Annotated in this window: 12 protein-coding genes and 2 tRNA genes; 7 read left to right on the forward strand and 7 right to left on the reverse strand. The window is 33.1% G+C overall.

The window, feature by feature from the left end; translation table 11 throughout:
* Positions 1-39: 39 nt before the first annotated feature.
* Both P2W75_RS04490 and P2W75_RS04495 read left to right on the forward strand, forming a co-directional pair.
* Positions 40-113, forward strand: a tRNA-Asn gene (locus P2W75_RS04490).
* Between the two features lie 38 nt (positions 114-151).
* Positions 152-225, forward strand: a tRNA-Asn gene (locus P2W75_RS04495).
* Between the two features lie 443 nt (positions 226-668).
* On the opposite strand, the gene P2W75_RS04500 is transcribed toward P2W75_RS04495, so the two are convergent.
* Positions 669-1,334: a hypothetical protein gene (locus P2W75_RS04500; RefSeq protein ID WP_276379074.1), complete on the reverse strand. Its 666-nt coding sequence runs from the start codon at positions 1,332-1,334 to the stop codon at positions 669-671.
* Between the two features lie 288 nt (positions 1,335-1,622).
* On the opposite strand from P2W75_RS04500, the gene P2W75_RS04505 reads away from it, so the two are divergent.
* The 3 genes from P2W75_RS04505 (at position 1,623) to P2W75_RS04515 (ending at position 4,676) form a co-directional block, all read left to right on the forward strand.
* Positions 1,623-2,015, forward strand: a complete 393-nt coding sequence (locus tag P2W75_RS04505) for a helix-turn-helix domain-containing protein (RefSeq protein ID WP_276379075.1) — start codon at positions 1,623-1,625, stop codon at positions 2,013-2,015.
* 265 nt (positions 2,016-2,280) lie between these two features.
* Positions 2,281-3,723 carry an AAA family ATPase gene (locus P2W75_RS04510; protein WP_276379076.1) on the forward strand — a complete coding sequence of 481 codons (1,443 nt, stop codon included), beginning with the start codon at positions 2,281-2,283 and terminating at the stop codon, positions 3,721-3,723.
* 2 nt (positions 3,724-3,725) lie between these two features.
* Entirely contained in the window at positions 3,726-4,676 is a 951-nt protein-coding gene (locus tag P2W75_RS04515; RefSeq protein ID WP_276379077.1) for a DUF4435 domain-containing protein, read from the forward strand.
* Positions 4,677-4,771: 95 nt separating this feature from the next.
* Here P2W75_RS04515 and P2W75_RS04520 read toward each other — a convergent pair whose 3' ends face one another.
* Positions 4,772-5,968 carry a C1 family peptidase gene (locus P2W75_RS04520; RefSeq protein WP_276379078.1) on the reverse strand — a complete coding sequence of 399 codons (1,197 nt, stop codon included), beginning with the start codon at positions 5,966-5,968 and terminating at the stop codon, positions 4,772-4,774.
* Positions 5,969-6,209: 241 nt separating this feature from the next.
* Between P2W75_RS04520 and P2W75_RS04525 the strand changes: the two genes are divergently transcribed.
* Complete coding sequence (locus P2W75_RS04525) at positions 6,210-7,007, forward strand: helix-turn-helix transcriptional regulator (RefSeq protein WP_276379079.1); 798 nt, start codon at positions 6,210-6,212, stop codon at positions 7,005-7,007.
* A gap of 75 nt (positions 7,008-7,082) precedes the next feature.
* Positions 7,083-7,943, forward strand: coding sequence for a CPBP family intramembrane glutamic endopeptidase (locus P2W75_RS04530; protein WP_276379080.1), 861 nt, complete (start codon positions 7,083-7,085; stop codon positions 7,941-7,943).
* 96 nt (positions 7,944-8,039) lie between these two features.
* Here the strand turns inward: P2W75_RS04530 and P2W75_RS04535 are convergent, their stop codons facing one another.
* From P2W75_RS04535 to P2W75_RS04555, 5 genes are all read right to left on the reverse strand, one after another.
* Complete coding sequence (locus P2W75_RS04535) at positions 8,040-9,233, reverse strand: BamA/TamA family outer membrane protein (RefSeq protein ID WP_276379081.1); 1,194 nt, start codon at positions 9,231-9,233, stop codon at positions 8,040-8,042.
* A 51-nt stretch (positions 9,234-9,284) separates the two neighbouring features.
* Positions 9,285-10,262 carry a transporter gene (locus tag P2W75_RS04540; RefSeq protein ID WP_276379082.1) on the reverse strand — a complete coding sequence of 326 codons (978 nt, stop codon included), beginning with the start codon at positions 10,260-10,262 and terminating at the stop codon, positions 9,285-9,287.
* 57 nt (positions 10,263-10,319) lie between these two features.
* On the reverse strand, positions 10,320-11,495 hold the full coding sequence (locus P2W75_RS04545; protein WP_276379083.1) for an AraC family transcriptional regulator: 1,176 nt from the start codon (positions 11,493-11,495) through the stop codon (positions 10,320-10,322).
* A gap of 135 nt (positions 11,496-11,630) precedes the next feature.
* Complete coding sequence (locus P2W75_RS04550) at positions 11,631-12,209, reverse strand: DUF4136 domain-containing protein (protein WP_207298318.1); 579 nt, start codon at positions 12,207-12,209, stop codon at positions 11,631-11,633.
* A 369-nt stretch (positions 12,210-12,578) separates the two neighbouring features.
* Positions 12,579-13,979, reverse strand: coding sequence for a DUF2252 domain-containing protein (locus tag P2W75_RS04555; protein WP_276379084.1), 1,401 nt, complete (start codon positions 13,977-13,979; stop codon positions 12,579-12,581).
* Positions 13,980-14,022 lie beyond the last annotated feature (43 nt).

Consider the following 14,022-nt stretch of genomic DNA (forward strand, 5'->3'; position numbering starts at 1 on the left):
AAAGACCTATATTTGCACTCGCTAAAAAGAGCAACAACTTCCTCCTTAGCTCAGTTGGTTAGAGCATCTGACTGTTAATCAGAGGGTCCTTGGTTCGAGCCCAAGAGGGGGAGCAACTTTTTTTAGCAAACATATTTACCTTTAAGGTGATTCCTCCTTAGCTCAGTTGGTTAGAGCATCTGACTGTTAATCAGAGGGTCCTTGGTTCGAGCCCAAGAGGGGGAGCTTAAAAAATACCACTTGCAAATGTAAGTGGTATTTTTTTTATTCATAATTGTGAATCAGAGCCCCGAAAGCTTTCGGGATTGGTTAGAAGCAAAAAAAAGACGATCAAAATTGATCGTCTTTTTTGCTTATACATGTAATCTAACCAATCTTGGCATTTCGACTAGAAATTCGGGCAACTGCGAACAATCGAAATACATCACACAAGAAACTCCACCAAGTTTATCTCCAACCTCCATCGATCAGCGAGTGTGATTTTTTTCTTATCTGTCAAAACAACAAAATCATACCGTAGAGATAAGTACAAAACTTGTACCATAAATTATTTGGCTTATAATGGTATTCGAAATAATTTCTTAAATGAATTAACCGCAAAGGTCGCAAAGCTTGATTTTCGGCTTATCGTTCTTTGCGGTTAAAAACAAACTCTAACAAAAATTACATTATTTATTTTTCTCTTCAAACAGCTTCATCATTTCATCGGCTTTATCATTTTGTTTTATGGCTTTTAAAGACTGGGCGCATCTAAAATAATAGACTGCTTCGACATTTGAATCCAGGTTTAACAGCTCCGTATATTGTTTGACCGCGTTCTCAAAATCATTTGCAAAATAAAATTTGTCTGCAACTCTTTTAAGCATTTCTACTGATTTGTAACCTTTATCTAATACATTGGCATAAGTATCGACTATATCTACGCTGATCATTTTTCCCGAATATGCCGGAGCTGTTACTTCTACTTTTATAGGCTGAACGGTTTGATTATTGGTTTCGGCGATGTTTTTTGATGGCAAAACAGCACTTGTTTCTTTTACTTTTGGTCTTCCGTATATGGGAGTGACTTTTCGCGTGTTATGAGGCCCGAGATCGTAAGTGTTTACCATATCTTCTTTGGGAACTTCGTAGGTAGTAGTTCGGCTGCCAAAAGGCATATTAATTACCTCTTCGACACAATAACCCACTATAACCATATCTTCTTTGGGTTTGTCTGGTTTTGCGGCCGCTTTTGTAGTTTTTGTATTTGCGACGGCATAACTCGTCTGCTGGGCGAAACTGCTCAATGAAAAAGCACTCATGGCAACTATCGAATATGCAGCAAATCTTTTCATGATAATTTAATGATTCGATTAAATTATTACTTAAAGGTACTCACTTTCTAAAGTTTATCCTCATTTTAACTACGAAGTGCGCAGAAAAACGACGAAGTGTACGTTTCTGCTTTTTTAAGCAAAACCCACCCTTTTTATAATTTTAGTTTTCAGTTTTAACTGTGCGAAAAGTTGTATTTTTGTCTTGAAGTAAATTCAATTACTGCTTTAAATTTTGTATTGCACCACAAAGACTTTGTATTTTACAACACCGAATAGTTTTTCAGGAATTTTAAATATCTTTGAATTATGAGCACACTAACAAAACCAAACCATATAGGACGAAAAATAAGCCGTATTCGTGAACTTCGTGACATGAAACAAGAAGCTTTGGCGTATGCTTTAGGCATGAGCCAGCAGTCTATTTCGATTATTGAAAACAGTGAAACTGTCGACGAAGAAAAACTGAAAGCAATTGCCGAAGTTTTAGGCGTTTCTGCTGAAGGAATTAAAAATTTCTCTGAAGAAGCAGTTTTAAATATTATTGGAAACACTTATACTGATAATGGTATTGTGAATGCTGGACTTAATTATAATTGCAATTTCAACCCGCTTGATAAAGTTGTGGAACTTTATGAACGTTTGGTTCAGGCTGAAAAGGATAAAGTTGAGTATTTGGAGAAGTTGATGAAGGGGAAGTAGATTTCTAGTTTTTGAAAAGTATATAAAAAGAGGCGCTATTAATAGCGCCTCTTTTTTGTTACGGAAAACCGTAATACAGCGAATTTAAAATTTCTTACTTTTAAATATAAAGAAAATCAGGTATTTATACTTAAAGAAAAAGAAAAAATAAAACACGTTATTTACATTAAGCAATTAATTTAACATTAGTAAAGCTTTAGTTATTTAATTGGTCACAAAAAGTATTTCAAAAACATCTAAACCAGTAGATATTACAAAGTTAAAAATGGAAATAAAAAAATTCAAAGTAGAAAACTTACATCAACATAAAACATACGAAATTTTATTTCAAGAAAATAAACTTATTTTAGTTGCAGGAAATGGTTCCGGAAAAACAACATTAGTCAATATTTTTTACAATTTTATTTCAAGACAATGGAACAAATTACTTGAATTTAATTTTGAAAAAATAACGCTTTGGATCGATGATGAAACTTTAATTTTCAATAAAGAGATTTTTCAAAACTCAATAATTCGTGATTCGCATATTAATAAAAGATTTAGTCCAACTGTTCTATCCAAATTAAATAATATAATTGCGACATTTTCCCATACTGAACTTTTAAAATTAACAATTAATCAGCTCGAAATTATTTCGCAAGAGTTTGGTCTGCCTTATAGAATTTTAAGAGATTACATTTATGATATACAAGAAAAAAAATTAAATATTGATAAACATAATGATATTAAATATATTGAAGAGAAGCTAAATTTAATATTTAAAGATACACAAATAATCTATCTACCAACATACAGAAGAATAGAAAAAGACTTAAAAAACATCTTTCCACATCTAGAAAGTAATTTAAAAGAAATTGAATATTTAAATCAAAGAAATGAAAAGAACAATTTTAACAATTCTTATTTAGAGCTTGTAGAATTTGGAATGTCTGATGTAAGCAGGAAAATAAAAAAAAGGTGCATCGAATTAAAAAATTATTTTTATGATAGATTAAATACAGATTTAATTGGGTCGTATCTCGATGACATTCTAAATAAGAGCTATAGAAGTTTTGACATACATAAAATTCAACAAATAGATTCTGATGCTTTAGACTATATTTTAAATAGATTGGACGAATCCGTAATCAGTCCAAAGGGAAAAGAAAATTTAACAGAGTTCGTTGAAGAATTAAGATTTACTAGTGATTATAGCATTGAAGATAAAATCAATGCCCATTTTGTTTGGAAACTTTTTCAAATTTATGATTTTCAACAAAAAGAAGAAACAGATATTAATCTTTTAATTTCAACATGTAATAAATATTTTGGATATGGAAAAACAATGGAATACAATAAAGATGAATTTAATGTACAAATAAATTTACACCATAAATTCGACAACAATCTTAAGGAAACTTTTCTACAAACCAATATGTTCTATGAAGATTCAAAAGCTGAAGACTCATTCATAGATTTCAAAGATTTATCTTCAGGAGAAAAACAAATTGTATCGCTTTTTACTCATCTAATTTTAAACAAACAAAATTATTTTTTAATAATAGATGAACCTGAACTTTCGCTTTCAGTTCCTTGGCAAGAAGAGTTACTACCTGATATCTTAAAACTTCAAAATTGTTCTGGATTACTTTCCGTAACACACTCACCTTTTATTTTCCAAAATAACCTTAGAAACATAACCCATTCGTTGGAAGAATTTATATTTTAAAAATGAATTTATTAGACACTTTAGATCTTGCAATAACCCGTCCAGTTGCGTCTCAAATAAAAGTTTTAACTCAATATAAAAAAACTGATTCTACTATTTTTTGCTTAGTAGAAGGTCAAGAAGATATAAGTTTTTATCGTAATTATATTGAAAGATATTTTCCCAATAATATCAAATACATCATTTGTAATGGAAAAGGAAATGTGATAGATAATTACAAAAACTTGAACTGGAACTTTTATGATAAAAAAAGAATACTGTTCTTCATAGATAAAGACTTTGATAATTACATAAACGAAGAGATTTTAACAGACGAAAATATTTTCACAACTGAATATTATTCAATAGAAAATTATTTAGTTGATGAAATAGTTTTGAGCAAATTTATTTCCGACAATTGTCATATTCACGATGAAACAATTATAAAAGAATTGATTCATGATTTCCATTTAAAACATGCTGACTTTACAAAACATTTAACTAAAATATCTGCATGGATGATTTATTGCAGAAAAAATAAGTTTAGAGTAAATTTTAATGATATAAATTTATCAGATTTATTTCAAATTGATAAAGACGGGAAATTTATTAAAATTAAACTTGACGATTTTGAAAATCATTTTGATTATATCTGCAATAAAACAAACACAAAACATTTTGACTTAAGAGAAATAAAAACGATATATGAAGAATTAATTTCAGAAACAAATAAAAAGAAATTTCTTCGTGGCAAATATGAATTATTCTTTATGTTTTTGTTTATAAAATATATTGTAGATCAAATTGTTCCTAAATTATCACTTAAAGTTAAAGAATTAAACAAAGTGAATAATGAGAAATTTTCAAAACCAAAAGTTACCATTCAAGTAAGAGAAGAAAACATTTTCCAAGTACTCTGCAACAAAGTAAAAGAACCAGATTCTCTAAAAAATTTCATTAATACAATAAAATAATAAATCAATAATATCAGGCAAAATATACTCTAGAAAAAAAGCGCCGTAATTCAAAGATCACGGCGCTTTCTTATTTTATAAAAGCCTATCTAAACTTAAACCCCTAATTTCTTAGCGATTTCAGAAGGAATTCCTCCTTTGTTTACCATTAAGGCAGTAGTTTTATATTTTACGAAATTTTTGGTTACGAATAAGAAACCTTTGTAATCGTTGGTTTCTCCCCAAGAGTTTTTAACGATATAGTATTCTTTTCCGGTTTGGTCTTTTGCAATACCAATAATGTGCATTCCGTGATCGTCTGTTGTTGTGTAGTTGTCAAACGCAGCCTGACGCATTTCTGGAGTAATTTCCGGTTCTGCTTTTGGTCCGTTAAACATATCTGCTTTTTCTTCAGCCGTCATTTCGTCGAATTTCTTTGTTGGCACATACGCCACACCGTTTTTCCAGCTAAAGCTTTTCTCGCTTACGTCTGTTGCCCATGCTACTGTATACCCTTTTTTCAAAGCGTTGTCGATAACGTCTGTCATATCGTTTACTTTTACGTTGTAAACCTGGTCAAATGACCAGTTATCCGGCACCATCATAGTTGTTTTTTGGTAGTACGGAGAAGTTGTAAACGATGACATTTCGATGTAATCATCAGGGTTAATTCCAACAATTTCTTTTGCAAAAGATTGCGGTGTATAGTTTTTTCCTTTGTAATTGAAGTTATCCGGCACTTTTCCTAAATACGAATCGATAACAGCAGCGTATGCTTTCTGCCAGTTTGGAGTTAATTCTCCGTTTGGATTTTTAACTACAGCTGTCAAAACACCTTCGATAAGTGCTGCCATTTCGCCGAATTTATTTTTATCAGTTCCGTAATTTAATCCTGTATAAGCTTCTCTTGGTACGGCTCCGTATTTTTTGTACATATTAATTACATCGTGCAAAGCGCCGCCATCGCCTAAAGTAACGGCTCCGTGCATACGAACGTAGTTAATTCCTTTTTCTACATACACGTTTCTAGCAGAAAAAATCTGAGACAATTCTACAGGCTGTTTTCCTAAACGAATCATTTCAGATTCTAAGAAAGAGTTTGTAGAATAACTCCAGCAAGTTCCCGAAGAACCTTGATTTTTTACTGATGTTGTTCCTAAGTTAACTACTTCGGTGAATTTAAAGTTCTCTTTACTTTTATCACTTGCGTTTAACTTTAATGAGTTTACCAAGATGTCTTGTGCGAAACTGCTGCTTACTCCAACTAAAAAAGCGGAAGCAACAAAAACAGATTTCATTGTAATTTTATACATAATCAAAAGATTTAATAGTTACTTATTAGTAGCCTGCATTATATTTTTGTTACAAAACAATTAAATATTCGGTAAATAAACTATTATTTAACCGTTAATCTTTATACAATGTTTTTATTATGCAACCAAAACTTACAAAATATGCAAAATGGAAATGTTTCATTAATCAAAATAGTTTTTGATTTTTGTTTCTAAATAAATAGTATTTTGGTTCTTGAAATGCTATGCAATCCACCACCAAATGTACGAACTCGAAAAAGAGAAATACTTAGGAAATACTAAAAACAGTTTTAATACGCTGCACGGAATTGCTGTGGTTGAAACTGAGTACCAAAATAAGGTTTACGAAGGCTGGCATTCTCATAATAATGCTCATATCACACTTTTCTTAAAAGGCGGAACGACAGAAAAAAGAAAAAACTTTAATGAAACAGTTGGTCCAGGATCATTATTATTTTATCATAGCGACGAGCTTCATTTGAACCAAAATACACTTTTTCCTTCTCGAAATATCAATATCGAAATTGAAGAAAATCTGCTCAAAGAACTTCAAATCTCTGAAGCTGTTATCGAAAAATCAATTCAAAACGAAGCTTTTGCTAAGTTTTTGATTTTAAAGATTTTCAAAGAAACACTGACTGCCGACGTTTTTTCCGCAGATACTATTAAGATGTTATTTTCTCAGTTATCGGCTGCAAATAATCACTTGGACCGATTTGAAAAAAGTCCGTTTTGGGTAAAAAGTTTACAGGAATTACTAAACGACTGCTGGAATGAAAATCCAAACCTGCAGGATCTGGCTTTGGTTTTAAATCTCAGTCCTATTACCATTTCAAAACATTTCCCTAAATATTTTGGCTGTACTTTGGGCGAATACATGCGTCGTATTAAAATAAATCGTTCGCTTTCGCTGATACAATCCACAGAAAGTAATTTAACCGAAATTGCACTTGAATGTGGATTTGCAGATCAAAGTCATTTTATCAGGACTTTTAAAACTCAAACGGGATTTCTCCCTAAACAGTTTCAAAAGCTATAAAGAGGCAAATTTCATTCTATTTTTTGTTTTAGATGCGGGATATTTTTGTGTTATCATTAATTCAAAAACAAAAAAATGGAAACGCTTACCCGAAAACAAAAAATATTTAATTTCCCTGTAGTTAAAATTCTTCTTGCACTGCTTACTTTTATGGCAGTTGTTATTATCGGCCAGCAGATTGCCGCAAAACTATTAGCTTTAACACCACTCGATAGAGATTATAGAAATCTTTTAAAAGGACTTTTTGTTTCCTTTTCCTGTATTTTAAGTTATATCCTTTTCTTCAAAAAATACGATAAAAGAACTATAACAGAGTTTGCGACAAAAGGACTTGCCAAAAATCTTTTAATTGGGATTTCGATTGGTTTCATTTTACAATCCTGCACCATTTTAGTGATGTATTTTAACGGAAATTACAGCGTTGTAAATATCAATCCTGTTTCGTTTATCCTGATTCCGTTTACCATCATGTTTACTGTAGCTATTATTGAAGAAATATTGGTGCGCGGTATTATATTTAGAATTGTAGAAGAAAAACTGGGAAGTTATATTTCTCTTACGATTTCTTCGGTACTGTTTGGCATTCTGCATCTGGCCAATCCTCATGGAACATTAATTTCAGGAATCTGCATAACAATGGCTGGTTTTATGCTTGGAGCCGCTTTTATTTACAGCCGTAATTTATGGTTCCCTATTGCTTTACACTTTGCGTGGAATTTCACACAGTCAGGAATTTATGGCGCGATAACTTCTGGAAACGAAAAAACAAACAGTTTATTAGAAGCCAAAATAAAGGGTCCCGAATTTATTACTGGAGGAGAATTTGGTCCAGAAGGATCAATTCAGGCTATCGTATTCTGTGCTTTAGGAACTATTCTATTATTGGCTTTAAGCCGAAAACAAAATAAAATCGTTAAACCTTATTGGAAAAATTAATTTACTGCCAAAAATTAGAATTAACCCAAAACCAGTGAATTCCCGATATTCTATTATCGGGAATTTTAATTTTTAATCGCAATTTTTAATTGAAGTTTACCTCAACCAATTGCTTCCAAAAACAATATAATAAGCCCAATCTTCGGGACCGCGTGCCACGTCGACACCCATTCTGAGTTTGAATTTTCGGGCTAATAAATATCTGAAACCGGTTCCGTAACTGTACACAACAGGTTTTGCAAAAGCCTGATCCCAATCGTTAAAAGCACTTGCAAGACCTCCGTATCCCATCAGGCTCCATCTTCGGTACAAATCCCATCGCAATTCGGCTTCGGTAACAATACTTGTTTTTCCCTGATATCTGGCTGCCGGAATTCCTCTTAAATTGATTCCCGGCAAAAGATAAAAAGGCGGACTCCCAAACGCCTGCTCTCCTTCTACCCTAAGCCCGCCGATTAATTTTTTAGTTAATGGATAATATCCTATTGCCGATAAATTCAGTCGCCAGGCATTGTAATCACTTCCTAATATTTTATCTGACCAAAAAAAGTCAGACTGAAGCCGAATTCCTTTGTCTGGTGTAAATATATTGTCGCGTCCGTCAAACTGAATGGCTCCTCCCAGCTGGCTTATGGTACTTTTAATATCTTTTGGATCTACAAAAGGCGGTGGAAGATTAAAGTCTGGCAGGTTTATTTTTGAGTTTAAAAAAAGGTATTGGGGTCCTGCACTCCACTTTGGATTGTTAAATTGTTTGAGCCATTGTGTATACAATATGGTAGACCTGAAATTGAGTTTAAATTCCTGATCGTTTTGATTAGGCAGATTATTAGCGTAAAATGAAATATTCATATCTCCATAACCCGCCATAACACGATACAAAATCTTAGATTTAATAAGCGTTCCCGAACGAAATGCTCCTGCCATCCAGCTTTTGTTTCCGGTGTACATTCCTATTCCGCCTGTGATATCAGGATTTATAAAACGCTTTTTACCGTTTTCATCTACAACCGGAGCGTGTTTTTTTAAGAATACAGGAACTATGGCACCGCCAATGCCGCCCAAAGCAGGTTCTGTAATTACAGTAGGAACAACAATAAATCCATGTGCATAAATAATGTAATCACTTAAATCAAAAGCTCCATCAAGAGAATCTTTTACACTTATATGCGGATGCTGTTTCTGAGCATTTGCTGCCTGAAATGAAAAAATACAAAAAGCAAATCCAAAAACTATTTTCAGGAAATATTTTCTGTTTTGTTTAAGAAAATCTGAGTGTTTATTTTTCATATAAATCCGTTTAAAATGTATTCATCCAAAAACATCAACCTCAGCTTTTGATTATTCTTTTTTTTCTTTTGCCAGACTAAATACGTGTGCCAGAGTGAGGAAGAATGTATTTCCTTGAAAACGGCTGTGGGCGCCAAATTCTGAAATCCAACGTAATCCTGCCGAAGTTTTAGAGCCAATATGAAAATAATTGGCTTCGGCACCAATACCGCCAATACGGTCTTTGTCTGGTTCTAAAACTATATTTCCAACTGGTATTTTATCGTTTGTAAGTTTGTATTGCAAATAGTAAATCAATCCTGCGTTAAGAATTCCTATTGGAGCTGTTTTTTCGGCATTCATCATGTAGAATGTTTTTCCAAGACCACCTTCAACACTTAAAATATCTCCGGTTTTTATGTCGGTATCTTTCTTTTTACCATTGATTTCGTAAGCGGCCAAAGCAGAGAAATGAAATGTTTTTTTATCATTAAAATACAAGGTCGTTCCTGCTGAAAATTCATTCATAAACATTCCTAATCCGGCATTGTCTGAAGCTCCTGCTTTGAATCGTCCGGTTGGAATATACAATTGATAACTAAAAAGAAAATCAGCTCTTTTGTTATGCCAGCCTAGTTGTACGGGTTGAACAAACATATCTGTAAAAGCAAGTGAATTTTTGGCATCAACAGAATTTCCTTGTATGGTATTTGAGGCAAAAGCGACTAAAATACTGGCTCCGTAATTGGCACCTAAAATTTTAAAATCGCTTACATAAGCTGCTCCAGCTCCTGTTATAAACATGGTAATGTCAGGATTGGCAATAGATTCGTCTCCGTTAGCATCGCGTAAGGTACAGGCATCATACAAATATCCCGGTACATACACACTTAAAGTATTGGCGGGTGCTTGGGTTCCTGACTGAAGTCCCATTGCTCCTAATATGTGTCCGCCTTTTAATTGCGCGTATCCGAAGCACGAAAAAAGTAATATTGAAAGCGTAATTATTGTTTTTGTTATTCGTCTTACTGCATTAAATTTTGTTTTCATACTGAAATGTTTTAAAATTAATTAAGACTTGTAATCACTTATAAAACTGGTTTTGCTCTATTTGAAATAATAGGCGTTTGTTTGAGCAGGATTTAACCTGATGGTTTTAAAGTATTCTGATGGTGATTTTCCGGTGTGCTTTAAAAATGCTCTGAAACAGGTTGTACGTGATTTAAATCCAGAACCCCACGCCATTCCTTCGAGTGATAAATCTTTCCATTCAGGATCGTTGATTTTATCTTTAAAATATTCGATTCTTTTTAAATTGATGTAGTCTTGAAAATGAAGACCAAATTCTGAGTTTATTAAATTAGAAAGATGATGCACAGATATTCCGGTTTCTTCAGATAAATCGCGAATGACGAAATCTTTCTTTAGAAATAGTTTTTTTGCATTTAAAACGTAGTCTAATTTCAGCAAATACTCTTCTTTTTTCTCTACATTCAATTCGTTGATTATGGGTACATTATTTTTGGTTTCTTTTGATTTTATAACCAATGTTGCATCGCTTACAAAATCAAAAGTTTCTTCCTGATTGTAAAAAATCTGCGGTTTAAAATAAAGCCAGCCCATTGTAAAAAATAAAACCGTCGAGATTAAAAAGTAACAGGAAAGATCATCAAACTTTACTTGACGTACCAAAAAGTGATGCACAAAAAGAGTAGAAAAAAGGAACAAAATCATCAGGTTATAAACTTTAATCCAGTTTATTACTTTAATTCTTTCAAGCTGATTGCCTCTGAACTTTTTCAAATCATAGTTTAAGATCAACATGGTTTGAAAAAATACATAGATAAGCCAGATTGTGAGCATTAAAATCGAAAAAGGATTGTTTGTTTTTGCTGCCAGATAATTTGTAACCTCAGACTCTGCATATCTTCCTGCATACACCAAAAGTGTTAGTCCAAAATAAATTACAAATGGAATAAAATGAAGCCAGTCGTATCTGCCTATTTTCTCATTTTCAGAAAGAACATTTCGCACATACAAAAAGGAACAGGGCGCTGCCAGAAAAATAAAAGATTTTGTAATAACCAGTAAATCTGGAAAATCTTTAAAAATGTTTGCCGACAGATAAAAATTATAGACACTCACCAAAGCGAGGCTTAGTAAGAACATGCCTAGATAGAAACTTTTAGAATAGTTTTTTCTGGAAAAGAGAACTCTAAACGAAGTTGCCAAACCTGCAAATGTTGCTATAAAAAAGAAAAGTGAAAGTAATATATCGATCATATTTTTAAGGTTAATTGTTTGTTGTATTTCTTAAAAAGAATCTTCGAAAGGGGAGACTTTCAATTTTAAATAAATGTGCCTTTTTAATGGCTGATTAGACCAGGCACATTTATTTATTTTTAGATTATTTAGGGGCTATTTTTTCACCGTTCCGGGAGGAAAATCGGCTAAAATTTTCTTGATCGAGCTGTTTATGAACTCTTCGGGATTATCGGGTTTACTGTCTATTTCGGCATTTCCTATTCCCTGCCAAACCAATTTTTGTGTTTTTGCAGACACAACATCGATTACCAATGAGCCGTCAAGATAGTTATAGGTATTGAATGTGGTATTGGCACTTCCCATCATGGCACCTCCGCCCCAATATCCGTAAGGTCTGTACATACCGCCATATCCATAAAAATCGGTATTGGCGCTAACTGAAGTTCTGTTTTTTAAAATCGAAACAGCATTTACTTTTAAATCAGGGTTTGAAGATTCTGTGAAACCTTTTGCCAGCATTTCGTTTCGAATCGCTTTGGTAACACGATCTACATTTAATTGATTTACCTGACCTTCCTGTGCTCTTAAATCGTAAACAGCAAAAGTTTTATATTCGCTGAAATTGGCAGAATGGTCATAATCTGAAGTTACTTTTACTGTTGGGGAACAGCTGTAAACTAATCCCAATAGTACCATTGGAATAATGCGAAGACTTGTTCTTTTAATATTCATCTTATAGAATTTAAATTAATGATTAATTACTTAACTCGGAAATATTAATTCTGAAAAATCTTGAATGAATGAAAAAGGGAAGAAACGTGTTAATTTAACACAAATAACTAATTAACAGGCTTTTAGCAGACACTCAAAGATAATCATTTTATTTAATCAACATAATAAATTGCAAAAAATTCTTACTTTATAAAGTAAAACATACTTGTTTTGTACTACAACCTACTTTTCCTGTCAGTTTTATATAGGGGCTGATTATAGGTTTTGTCGCAAATTTTATTATTTCTAAACGCTAAATAGTTTTCTCTTCAAGCTTTTGGAAGATTCACCATTAGGGCTTTTACAGCACATTATCACCATTAAAAGCTGTTAGATTTCTGTCGCGATAGGCAGTCGTCCTTGTTTGATAGCTTCTAGCATTTTATGATAATCTTGTTCATTTTGATCAGCATATAAAACCGAGAATTCTGAAACTGCTTCAGCAAATTTATTGGTGTCGCCTATGTAACCCGATATTATAGACGGATCTCCTGATCGTGCATGTGCTCTTGAAAGCGCCCATCCGCAGGCTTTTGCATAATCTGCCATATTTTTGGGTTTCATAATTTCAAGAACTGGTTTCACTTTTGCATCGCGAAGCTGACGGATATAAAAAAAACGGTTTTTATCATCGTTTGTCCATCCTAAAAAAAGGTCTGAAGCAGACTGCATGAGTTTTTGTCCCATAACAATTCTTTCACCCTGATGATGGTATTTTGACTGGGTTTTTACATACGGCTCCAAAACGCTTTTTCTCGCTTCTTTAAATTGCAAAAAGATAGGTTCTCCAGTAGCTGACATGAGTAAACTAATACCACAAACGGTTCCAACACTTCCTACACCTACCACTTTTACGGCTACATCATTGAGTGAATATCGGCTCAACAAAATCTGTTTATCATCTGAAAGTGATTCGATATAGCGTTTATGAACTATTTCTGCATCTTTTAAAATCTGTCTTCCTTCACTTTCTGCTGGGTGAAATATTAAAGGAGGATCGTCTTTAATTCTGGCTCTGTCTCCATCTTGAGACGTCATTTTTGCAAATTCTTTTTCATGCGCTGTATATTCGGCTGCTTTTTTTATTCGTTTCTGATGAAATTCTTTGATTTCCTTGTCATGGCCTAAGTCAATTAATTCTGCCAGATCAATATCTGAATACCATATTTGCAGCGCCGATAATTTACTGTATTCCTGCATATGTCTTTTATAACTGTCGACAACATGCCAAGCGAGTTCTTTACAGATTTTGTTTGAGAATTTCCGCCATCGCCCTGCAACTACAAAACTGGCCGCTAATCTTTTTACATCCCATTCCCACGGTCCAGGAAAAGTTTCATCAAAATCGTTAATATCAAAAACCAGTTTGCGCTCGGGAGTTGCAAATCCTCCAAAATTCATTAAATGACAATCTCCGCAAAGCTGAAGATTAATTCCAGAAATCGGCGTATGTACCAGATCTGCCGCCATTATCGCCGCTGCACCTCTATAAAAGGTAAATGGTGATTCCATCATTCGGCTGTAACGTATAGGCAATAAATTTTCTACTCTCCCTACGCTGGTTTCAATTAAAATATCTACCGGATCCTTTCTATTTTTAAAAGAACGCCATTCTTTATGTGATTCCAAAGGCGTTTCTTTTCTTATTAAAGCCCCTTTGGCATAACGTTCCGCTTTTGATATTGCGGGATCAAATATATGTTCTGTGGTTTCTTTAATTTTGTCAGCCATAACTACAGTATTCAAGCATGAAAGAAACTTTTTTATCTAAACT

The sequence above is a fragment of the Flavobacterium sp. H4147 genome (genome assembly GCF_029360735.1).
Lineage (GTDB): Bacteria > Bacteroidota > Bacteroidia > Flavobacteriales > Flavobacteriaceae > Flavobacterium > Flavobacterium endoglycinae.

Bases quoted from the DNA above. Each gene is read 5' to 3' on its own strand.
- P2W75_RS04500 (WP_276379074.1), bottom strand. From the start codon at position 1,334: ATGAAAAGATTTGCTGCATATTCGATAGTTGCCATGAGTGCTTTTTCA.
- P2W75_RS04530 (WP_276379080.1), top strand. From the start codon at position 7,083: ATGGAAACGCTTACCCGAAAACAAAAAATATTTAATTTCCCTGTAGTT.
- P2W75_RS04525 (WP_276379079.1), top strand. From the start codon at position 6,210: ATGTACGAACTCGAAAAAGAGAAATACTTAGGAAATACTAAAAACAGT.
- P2W75_RS04520 (WP_276379078.1), bottom strand. From the start codon at position 5,968: ATGTATAAAATTACAATGAAATCTGTTTTTGTTGCTTCCGCTTTTTTA.
- P2W75_RS04540 (WP_276379082.1), bottom strand. From the start codon at position 10,262: ATGAAAACAAAATTTAATGCAGTAAGACGAATAACAAAAACAATAATT.
- P2W75_RS04545 (WP_276379083.1), bottom strand. From the start codon at position 11,495: ATGATCGATATATTACTTTCACTTTTCTTTTTTATAGCAACATTTGCA.
- P2W75_RS04515 (WP_276379077.1), top strand. From the start codon at position 3,726: ATGAATTTATTAGACACTTTAGATCTTGCAATAACCCGTCCAGTTGCG.
- P2W75_RS04555 (WP_276379084.1), bottom strand. From the start codon at position 13,979: ATGGCTGACAAAATTAAAGAAACCACAGAACATATATTTGATCCCGCA.
- P2W75_RS04505 (WP_276379075.1), top strand. From the start codon at position 1,623: ATGAGCACACTAACAAAACCAAACCATATAGGACGAAAAATAAGCCGT.
- P2W75_RS04510 (WP_276379076.1), top strand. From the start codon at position 2,281: ATGGAAATAAAAAAATTCAAAGTAGAAAACTTACATCAACATAAAACA.
- P2W75_RS04550 (WP_207298318.1), bottom strand. From the start codon at position 12,209: ATGAATATTAAAAGAACAAGTCTTCGCATTATTCCAATGGTACTATTG.
- P2W75_RS04535 (WP_276379081.1), bottom strand. From the start codon at position 9,233: ATGAAAAATAAACACTCAGATTTTCTTAAACAAAACAGAAAATATTTC.